The organism is Arhodomonas sp. KWT (genome assembly GCF_010993615.1).
Window position 1 is genome coordinate 37,595 of the sequence record NZ_WNXE01000013.1, and the last position, 8,754, is coordinate 46,348.

The window sequence follows — 8,754 nt, forward strand, 5'->3', positions numbered from 1 at the left end:
GGTTGTCTCCCTGGTCGGGTATGGGAACGCTATGCCGGTGCCGCCGGCTCGGCCGGCCGGGCGAACAGAAAGCCCTGGCCGAGCTCGCAGCCCTCGGTGCGCAGGAATGCCAGCTGGGCCTCGGTCTCGATCCCCTCGGCGACCACGCGCAGGCCGAGGGAGGCGGCCATTGCCAGTATGGCCCGGGCGATGGCCGCGTTGTCCAGATCGTCGGGGAGATCCTGGGTGAAGGATTTGTCCAGCTTGAGGATCGACAGCGGCAGGCGCTTGAGATAGGCGAGCGAGGAATAGCCGGTGCCGAAGTCGTCCACCGCGATCTCCACGCCCATCGCCCGCAGCGTCTCCAGCGTGCGCGAGACCGTCTCCGGCGCCTGCATGATCGTGCTCTCGGTGACCTCGACGATCAGCTGTGTGGGGGCGATGCCGGTATCCGCGAGCGCGGCGTGAATATCGCCAATGAGGTTGCCGGCGCGCAGGTGGGCCGGTGAGACGTTGACCGCGACGCGGCCCGGTGCATTGCCGGTCTCCGCCCATTCGCGCATCTGGCGGCAGGCCTGGCGGAAGACCCAGCGGCTGATGGGGACGATCAGCCCGGACTGTTCGGCGACGGGGATGAACTCGCCGGGCGGGACCACGCTGCCATCGTCGCGACGCCAGCGCACCAGTGCCTCGCAGGCGTAGTGTTCCCCGCTGCCGAGGGCGAGCACGGGCTGATAGGCGAGGAAGAGCCGCTCCTCGTCGATCGCCGAGCGCAGTGCACCGGCGGTGACGATGCGGTGATAGGCCTGGTGGCTCAGCTCCGGCTGGAAGGTGCGGACGGTGTTGCGCCCCTCGTTCTTGGCCAGGTACATCGCGGCGTCCGCGGCCAGGATCAGCGATTCCGCGTCCTCGCCGTGTTCCGGTGCCAGGGCGATGCCCACGCTCGCCGTGAGGTAGATCGGCCGTCCGCCGGCCTCGAACGGGGCATCCAGGGCCTTGAGCAGGCTGTCGGCGAGTGCCGTGGCCCGCTGACGGGCGTCGTGGCGGGCGACCAGCAGCATGAACTCGTCGCCGCCCACCCGCGCCAGCAGGTCGTCGCCGTGGACGTAGTCGATCAGGCGGCGCGCGACCACCTGGAGTACGGCGTCGCCCTCGCTGTGCCCGAGGCTGTCGTTGACGTCCTTGAACCCGTCCAGGTCGATGAACAGGACCGCCACCTCGGTGCCGGAGGTGGTGCGGTCCGCGAGCGCTCTGTCAAGCGCCTCGCGCAGCGACACCCGGTTGGGCAGCCTGGTGAGCGGGTCGTGGTGGGCGAGATAGCGCAGTTCGGCGCGGCTCTCGTGGAGCTCGGTGATGTCGCTGACCATGGCGATGAGGCGGGGCGGGTCGTCGTCCGTGCCGGCCAGCCGCGAGAAGCTTGCCCAGGCGGGAAAGGCACCGCCATCGGCACGGGGGCACTGGATCTCGCCCTCCCAGTGACCGGCCCGGAATAGCCCACGGCGGATCCCGGTAACCGTCGCCGGGTCGCCTGCGGTGAGCACGTCCATGATGTCCTCGCCTTGCAGCGGGGCCGGGTCGTGGCCGGTTATCCGGCGGAACGCCGGGTTGGACTCGGCGATCCGGCCCTCGCCGTCGGCGATGAGGATGCCCTCGCCGGTGTTCTCCAGTACCGCCGCCGCGAGCCGCAGGCGGGTCTCGCCGCGCAGGCGCTCCAGCTCGGCTGCGGCGCGGGCGGCGAAGATCTGCATCAGTGATCCGGACTCGTCGCCCGGCTCCAGGGCCCGGTCGAATACGGCGGTGAGCAGTCCTATGGGCTCGCCGGTGCTGTCACGCAGCCGGATCCCGATGTAGCCCTCGGCGCCGAGCTCGGCGAGTACTCCGTCCTCCGGGAAGACGTTCGCCACCCCGTGGGAGATCATGCAGGTGTCCTCGTCCAGGGCGAGGCGGCAGGGGGTCTCGGCGAGGGGATAGTGGCCGTCGTGACGGCTGCCGTCCCGGCGCCACCCGGCAAGGATGCTGGCGTAATCGCTCTCCCGGCCCTCCGGGGTCTCGGCGATGTGGACCAGCGTCGCGCCCAGGCTCTCGCCGAGCCGGGTGACGAGCAGCCGGAAGAAGTCCTCGCCGGTGCCGGAGGCGACCTCGGATGCGATGAGGTGCAGCAGCTGCTGCTGGCGGTTGCGCTCCGCGCGGATCACGGCATTGGTGATCTGGTCGGCGAGCTGCGCGGCGAAGCGTACCTCGTCGTGGTGCCAGCGCCGCGGTCCGCCCGCGTGCTCCAGGCAGAGGACCCCGTGGAGACGGCCGTGCAGGCGTATGCCGGCGTCGAGCAGGGCACCGATGCCGGCGGGGGCCAGGTAGTCATCGGTGAGCTCGCGGGTACGGTGATCGGAGAGGGCATCCTCCACGTCCATGCTGCGGTAGCGTTTGAGTGAATCGAGATAGGTCCGGCATGCGGTGGCCGGAACCAGTGGAACGGCGTGGGGTATGTCGTCCCGGATGTCGTGGAGCGCTTCGCAGACCAGGGCCTCCGGGTGTTCGCGGACCCGCCAGACGCTGGCACGCGTGATCTCCAGCGCTTCGCAGGCGGTGCGGCAGATGTGGCGGAGCACGATGTGCAGGTCGCTGCCGTCGCTCACCCGCGGGTCGCTGGCCAGCTCCGATAGGGCGCGCTCCTGGGCGTTGGCACGCTGGAGCCGGCGCTGCTCGGCGAGCTCGGCGGCGCGGCGGTCGTGAACCGGGTGGACCAGCGCGAGCCGGTGGCGGCGGCCGCGCAGCCATACGTCGTTACCCGTGACCTCGGAGTCGAAGCGCGTGCCGTCGGCGGCGACGTGGGTCCAGACACCGGCATAGCGCTTGCCTTGGCTGCTGCGCGCGATCTGGCGGTGCAGCGCCGAGCGCTGTTCGGCGGGATGGATGTCGTCGAGGGTCAGCCTGCACAGCTCGTCGGCGCGGTAGCCGTAGGCCACCTCGGCTGCCCCGTTTGCCAGCAGGATGTTCAGAGTACCCGGGTCGTAGACCAGAACCGGGTGGGGCGTGGCCTCGAACAGGGCCCTGAATTGTTCTTCCGCGGCTTTCCGGTATGTCACCAGCCCCGTGCCCCCAAGCGCGGTTCCCCGGTTACGGGTCGGTCTTCGCAGAGAGTGGCACAGGGGTCGGAGTGGGGCAACTTGGCGGGGTGGCGGGCGATGGTGGCCCACCGGTGAGGCGGACGACGGGGCGGCCCCCGTCGTCCTGAACGCGTTCCGCGATACAGCGGGATCAGAACTCGTAGACGACACCCACGCCCATGGCGTCGTCTTCGTCGTTCTCCTTGTCGTACCAGCCGGCCTCGGCATAGACGTACATGTTGCTGCCCACGTTGTAGGTGCCGAGGAGGTTGAACTCCGTGCGGCTGTCCTCGTCGTCGGCGTCCGGGTCCACCTCGGTGACGGTGGCGGTCAGCGTGCCCATGCCGTAGTCGTAGGCGGCGTTGAGGCTGTAGTAGCCGACCTCGTCGTCCTCGACCGTCTCGCCCTGCTGCTCGGCGCGGGCGGCCAGGGTCAACGGTGCGAGATCCCAGGTGACGGAGGCACCGAAGACGCCGTCCTCGGCCGGGTCGCCGCCTGCGGCGCCGGTCTGGGAGACGATGCCGCGGTCGTCGTAGCCGACGGCGAAGGTGAGGGTGTTGACCTCGTACATGCCCACCACCTGGAAGGCCGACTCGTCGGTGAGCGGCTGCTTGCTGGTGGGGGTGTCGCCGTCGCCGCGGATCTGGCTGGCGACCTGGAATGAGAACCCACCCATCTTGGGCGAGAAGTAGGCGATGGTGTCGCCCTCGCCGGAGATGTCCGACATGCTCGGGCTAAAGGCCTCGAAGGGGTCGACCGGATCCTGGATCGCATCGTTGTAGATGTTGTCCCAGGAGCCCGCACGGACGTTACCGAAGTTGCCCTTGACACCGATATAGGCCTTATCGCCGTCGTTGATGCCGCCGGCGCCCTTCTCCTCGTCCGCGTTGTGCTCGAATTCGGCCTTGAAGTAGCCGGTCAGGCCGTTATCCCAGGTGTGCTCGCCGGCGAAGCCGATGGTGGAGCCGTTGTCGGCGAACTCGGAGCGGCTCTCGGTGTCGCCGCCGTCCGTCGCCTGCTCCTGGGAGTAGTAGATGAACTCGATGGAGCCGTAAACGGAGAACAGCGTGTCGTCGTTGACACGGAAATCGGCGGCGTGGGCGCTGGAGGCGCCGAGGGCGGCGGCGACCGCCAGGGCGGAGATGGCCTTCTTCATTGTCGCGTCCTCATCGTCGGTTGGGTTGCTGTAACAATCCCGTCACATAAATCGCAACGAGAATTGATCGCAACAATACGTGCGGCGATGCTTGGGCGCAACAGGGTTGTTGCATATGTAACTAAAAATTAATTTTTAGTTGTAAATAAACAACGGATAAGGCGTCAGGGCCCTGTCCGCGGAGGGAATGACGAAGGGCCGGTGCGGATGAGCCCCGCACCGGCGTGAGGCGGATCAGGGACGGGCGGCCGCGAGCCGTTCCTCGGCGATGTGGTCGGCGATGGTGCTGGTCGCCCGGCCCTCGCGGGCGGCACGTTCGTAGATCTCGGTAAGGGTGTCGGCGATGGCGTCGACCCGGCGGCGCACGCGCAGGGCGTCGTAGCCGGCATACTCGTCGGCGACGTCGATCACGCCGCCGGCGTTGATGACGTAGTCCGGAGCGTAGAGGATGCCGCGTTCGCGCAGGCGCTCGCCGTCGCCGTCCTCGGCGAGCTGGTTGTTGGCGGAGCCCGCGACCACGCGGGCCTGCAGCGCCGGGATGGTGGTGGCATTGAGCACGGCGCCCATGGCGCAGGGGGCGAATACGTCGACGGGCGCGGCGTGGATGGCGGCGGTGTCCACCGGTTCGGCGTCGAACGCCGAAACGGCGTGACGGCGCGCGGCCTCGTCGATGTCGCTGATCCAGAGCCGGGCGCCGGCGTCATGGAGCATCGCGGCGAGGTGATGGCCGACGTTGCCCACGCCCTGTATGGCCACCCGGATGCCGGTGAGATCGTCGTCGCCCAGGGCCGCACGCACTGATGCGCGGATGCCGACGAACACCCCGCGGGCGGTGGCCGGCGAGGGATCGCCGCTGCGCACGACGCCGTCGGCGTCGCGCTTGTCCGCGATCCCGACGACATGACCGGTGACCCCGGCGATGGTGCGCAGGTCGTCGACGTCGGTGCCGGAGTCCTCGGCGGTGATGTAGAGGCCGTTCAGGTCCTCCACCAGCCGTCCCAGCGCGCGCATCAGCGACGGGGTCTTGTCCCTGTGGGGGTCTGCGATGACTACCGCCTTGCCGCCGCCCAGCGGCAGCCCTGCCATAGCCGACTTGTACGTCATGCCGCGGGAGAGGCGCAGCACATCGGTCAGCGCGGCGCCGTCGTCCGGATAGGGGAACACGCGGCAGCCGCCGAGGCTCGGGCCGAGCCGGGTGCTGTGCACGGCGATGATGGCCCGCAGTCCGGTGTCCGGGTCATGGCCGAAGACCACGCGTTCGTGGCCGCGGAATTCCCGGTGTTCGAACACGCTCATGGGGATCTCCTCCAGTGGTGTCGTTCCGGGCGTTCGGCCCGGCGATCCGTCTCCGCCGCCGCCTTGTGGGCGGGGCGGTTCGAATGATGCGCCCGCCGGAGCACGGGTTACGTGTGTCGGCTGGCGGTTCCAGTCTACCCCGCGGCGTGACGCCGCGCCCATTGCGGCGGCCGCGTGCCGGGATGGCCGCCCCGGGGCGGCGGGCGTAGGCTATGCGCCCGGAGGTCGAAGGCGTGGGCGAGCGACAGGAGGTGACATGACGGCGGCTATATGGCTGGGGGTCGTGACGGCGGCGGCGCTGGCGGGGGCGTCGATGCTCGTCCGGCACCTGCATCGTCGGTACGTGGCTCCGGCGGCGGGGCTGGTCCACGGTGCGGTTGCCGTATCGGCGGTGGTGGGGCTGGTGGTGGCGCTATGGGGCGGGGGCCAGGCACTGGCCGCCAATGCCGGCGCGTTTGCCCTGTGTCTCGCCGCGGTCGGTGGCGGCTTCGTCGGGGTGTTCCGGCTCGAGGGGGCCGCACCGCCGATGGTCATGGTCTGGCTGCACGCGGTCATGGCGCTGATCGGGATCGCGCTCGCCGGGTACGGCCTGCTGATATAATCAGGGCTTTCCAGATTTGCGGAAAAAGATAAAGCCTGCAATTCTGGCTTGCCTGCGGTGTGGCGGCTGCTATCCTCGCGATATGACGTCAGCGCTGCACAAACAGGGCGGGGGGGCTATCGGCCCGCGATCCCGGCGGTTGTTGCCGGCGTGCGGCGCCGTGGTGGACAGGGGGGGCGCGCGGTGAGCGCGAAGGACACCCCACCGGCCGGCGACGCGCCGGTCACCCTGGAAGCGCTGCAGGCGGTGCTCGCCGACGTCGAGGCGGGCGGAGAAGCGCATCGTCTCGGCCGCCGGGCCGCGGCGGTGCTCGCCGATATGGTGGCCGCACCGCGCCAGGCGGCGGTCTACAGCATCACGGAGCTGGCGTCGGCGTTCGGGGTGCACCCGTCGACACTGACGCGCCTCGCCAAGGCCCTGGGCTATCGGGGGTTCGCCGAGTTCCAGGCGGTCTTCCGCCGGCATGTCGCGCAGACCGGGCACTTCTACAGCGGCCAGGTATCGCGGCTGCGCGACGTCAGTGGCCGTCAGCACGAAACCCTGGAGGTGCTCTCCCGGGTGGCGCGCGAGGAGCGTGGCAATATCCAGGGGATGCTGAATAACCTGGACGTGGCCGGCCTGGAGGAGGCGGTCGCCGCGCTGGTCGGCGCCACGCGGGTGCACGTGCTCGGTATGCGCCAGTCCTATCCGCTCGCGAGCTTCTTCTCCTACGGGCTGGGCATGCTCAAGTCCGACGTCACCACGCTCAACCCGGAGCACGGGCTCGCCCACGGTCTCGCGCAGATGCGCGACGGGGACGTGCTCGTGGCGATCGGCTTCGCGCCCTATACCCGCGCGACGGTCACCGCGGCGGGGCTCGCGCGTCAGGGCGGCACGGGCGTGATCGCGATCACGGACAGCTATGCCTCGCCGCTCGCCGCGCAGGCACGGCACACGTTCGTGGCGCCGGCGACGGGGCTTTTCTTCAGCAACAGCATGGGGGCGGCGCTGATCCTCATCGAGGGGCTTCTGGCGCTGGTCGCACGCGCGCTCGGGGACGACGCGCTCACCGCGCTCCAGGCGCGCGAGCGCCTGATCGGGGCGCTCGACGTGGAGCTGTAGTCGGGGGTGGTGGAGAGGTGGCCTGGCGGCGCCCATACTCCCGGGGCGTGACAGTGACAACAGGGCACCACGCGCGGCGGCCCAACAGGCTGCCGGCATGAGCAACCAACGGAGGAAAAAACGATGTTGCACAAAAGGAAGCTGCTGACAGGCGTCGTGGCCGGAGCCCTGGCCATGGGCGTCTCTCTGGGTGCAAGTGCGCAGGAGGAGTTCGTCACCATCGGCACCGGCGGCGTCACCGGTGTCTACTATCCGGCGGGCGGGGCGATCTGCCGGCTGGTCAACAAGGGCCGCTCGGAGCATGGCATCCGCTGCTCGGTGGAGAGCACCGGTGGGTCGGTCTACAACCTCAACGCCCTGCGCAGCGGCGAGCTGGACTTCGGCGTGGTCCAGTCCGACTGGCAGTACCACGCCTATAACGGCACCAGCAAGTTCTCCGACCAGGGGCCGTTCAAGAAGCTCCGCGCCGTGTTCTCGCTCCATCCGGAGCCCTTCACGGTGGTGGCCCGGGCGGATTCCGGCATCACCAACTTCGAGGACCTCAAGGGCAAGCGCGTGAACGTCGGCAACCCCGGTTCCGGCCAGCGTGCGACCATGGAGATCGCCATGGACGCGATGGGCTGGAGCATGGACGACTTCTCGCTGGCCTCCGAGCTGAAGGCCTCCGAGATGGCCTCGGCGCTGTGTGACAACAACATCGACGCGTTCGTCTACGTTGTGGGTCATCCCTCCGGCTCCATCGAGGAGGCGACCACCGCGTGTGATGCGCGTCTGGTGAACGTCAAGAACCCGGCCATCGAGAAGCTGGTGGACGAGCGTCCTTACTACTCCTTCGCCACCATCCCGGGCGGGATGTACCGCGGTAATCCGGACGACGTGACCACCTTCGGCGTGCGTGCCACGTTCGTCACCACCACGGACACCTCGGAGAAGGCGGTCTACACCCTGGTGAAGTCCGTGTTCGAGAACTTCGACCAGTTCACCTCGCTGCATCCGGCGTTCCAGGTGCTCAAGAAGAAGGAGATGGCGAACGCCTCTCTGAGCGCGCCGCTGCACGCCGGTGCACAGAAGTACTACAAGGAGGCCGGCCTGATCGAGTGATCGGGGCCGTCGGCCGCGGGGCCCCGTGCCCCGCGGCTCCACCGCCGGGGGAGCAGGTCGATGACAGCGGATACGCGTGAGACGGGGCAGACGGAAAACAGCGGCGGCGCCGGGGGCGGCACCGAGGACGTGCTGGCCACGGAGACCGGCGGGCGGCATCCTGGCGGCTTCCCGGCGAAGCTGCTCTTCGCCGTGCCGCTGCTCTGGTCGCTGTTCCAGATCTGGTATGCCTCGCCGCTGCCGTTCATGCTCGACTTCGCGGTGTTCAATTCCACGGAGGCGCGGGCGATCCACCTGGCCTTCGCAATGTTCCTGGCCTTTCTGGCCTTTCCCGCCCTGAAAGGCTCGCCGCGGGACCGGATTCCCGCACTGGACTGGATACTGGCGGTGGTCGCGGCCTTCACCGCGGCCTA

Annotated in this window: 6 protein-coding genes and 1 pseudogene; 4 read left to right on the plus strand and 3 right to left on the minus strand. The window is 69.2% G+C overall.

The window, feature by feature from the left end:
- Window positions 1-29: 29 nt before the first annotated feature.
- The 3 genes from G7A99_RS04640 to G7A99_RS04650 form a co-directional block, all read right to left on the minus strand.
- Window positions 30-3,065 (minus strand): EAL domain-containing protein, encoded by a 3,036-nt coding sequence (locus G7A99_RS04640; RefSeq protein WP_163139045.1) that lies wholly within the window; start codon window positions 3,063-3,065, stop codon window positions 30-32.
- Window positions 3,066-3,237: 172 nt separating this feature from the next.
- Complete coding sequence (locus G7A99_RS04645) at window positions 3,238-4,242, minus strand: porin (RefSeq protein WP_163139046.1); 1,005 nt, start codon at window positions 4,240-4,242, stop codon at window positions 3,238-3,240.
- A gap of 234 nt (window positions 4,243-4,476) precedes the next feature.
- Window positions 4,477-5,538, minus strand: coding sequence for a Glu/Leu/Phe/Val dehydrogenase (locus G7A99_RS04650; protein ID WP_256379698.1), 1,062 nt, complete (start codon window positions 5,536-5,538; stop codon window positions 4,477-4,479).
- A gap of 256 nt (window positions 5,539-5,794) precedes the next feature.
- On the opposite strand from G7A99_RS04650, the gene G7A99_RS25740 reads away from it, so the two are divergent.
- The 4 genes and pseudogenes from G7A99_RS25740 to G7A99_RS04670 form a co-directional block, all read left to right on the plus strand.
- A complete protein-coding gene (locus G7A99_RS25740; protein ID WP_163139047.1) occupies window positions 5,795-6,139 on the plus strand; it encodes a hypothetical protein in 345 nt (114 codons plus the stop codon).
- Window positions 6,140-6,322: 183 nt separating this feature from the next.
- Complete coding sequence (locus G7A99_RS04660) at window positions 6,323-7,240, plus strand: MurR/RpiR family transcriptional regulator (RefSeq protein WP_018716405.1); 918 nt, start codon at window positions 6,323-6,325, stop codon at window positions 7,238-7,240.
- A gap of 123 nt (window positions 7,241-7,363) precedes the next feature.
- Window positions 7,364-8,341, plus strand: coding sequence for a TAXI family TRAP transporter solute-binding subunit (locus G7A99_RS04665; RefSeq protein ID WP_163139048.1), 978 nt, complete (start codon window positions 7,364-7,366; stop codon window positions 8,339-8,341).
- A 60-nt stretch (window positions 8,342-8,401) separates the two neighbouring features.
- Window positions 8,402-8,754: pseudogene (locus tag G7A99_RS04670) on the plus strand (C4-dicarboxylate ABC transporter); the annotation flags it as partial.

Bases quoted from the DNA above. Each gene is read 5' to 3' on its own strand.
- G7A99_RS25740 (WP_163139047.1), top strand. From the start codon at position 5,795: ATGACGGCGGCTATATGGCTGGGGGTCGTGACGGCGGCGGCGCTGGCG.
- G7A99_RS04665 (WP_163139048.1), top strand. From the start codon at position 7,364: ATGTTGCACAAAAGGAAGCTGCTGACAGGCGTCGTGGCCGGAGCCCTG.
- G7A99_RS04650 (WP_256379698.1), bottom strand. From the start codon at position 5,538: ATGAGCGTGTTCGAACACCGGGAATTCCGCGGCCACGAACGCGTGGTC.
- G7A99_RS04645 (WP_163139046.1), bottom strand. From the start codon at position 4,242: ATGAAGAAGGCCATCTCCGCCCTGGCGGTCGCCGCCGCCCTCGGCGCC.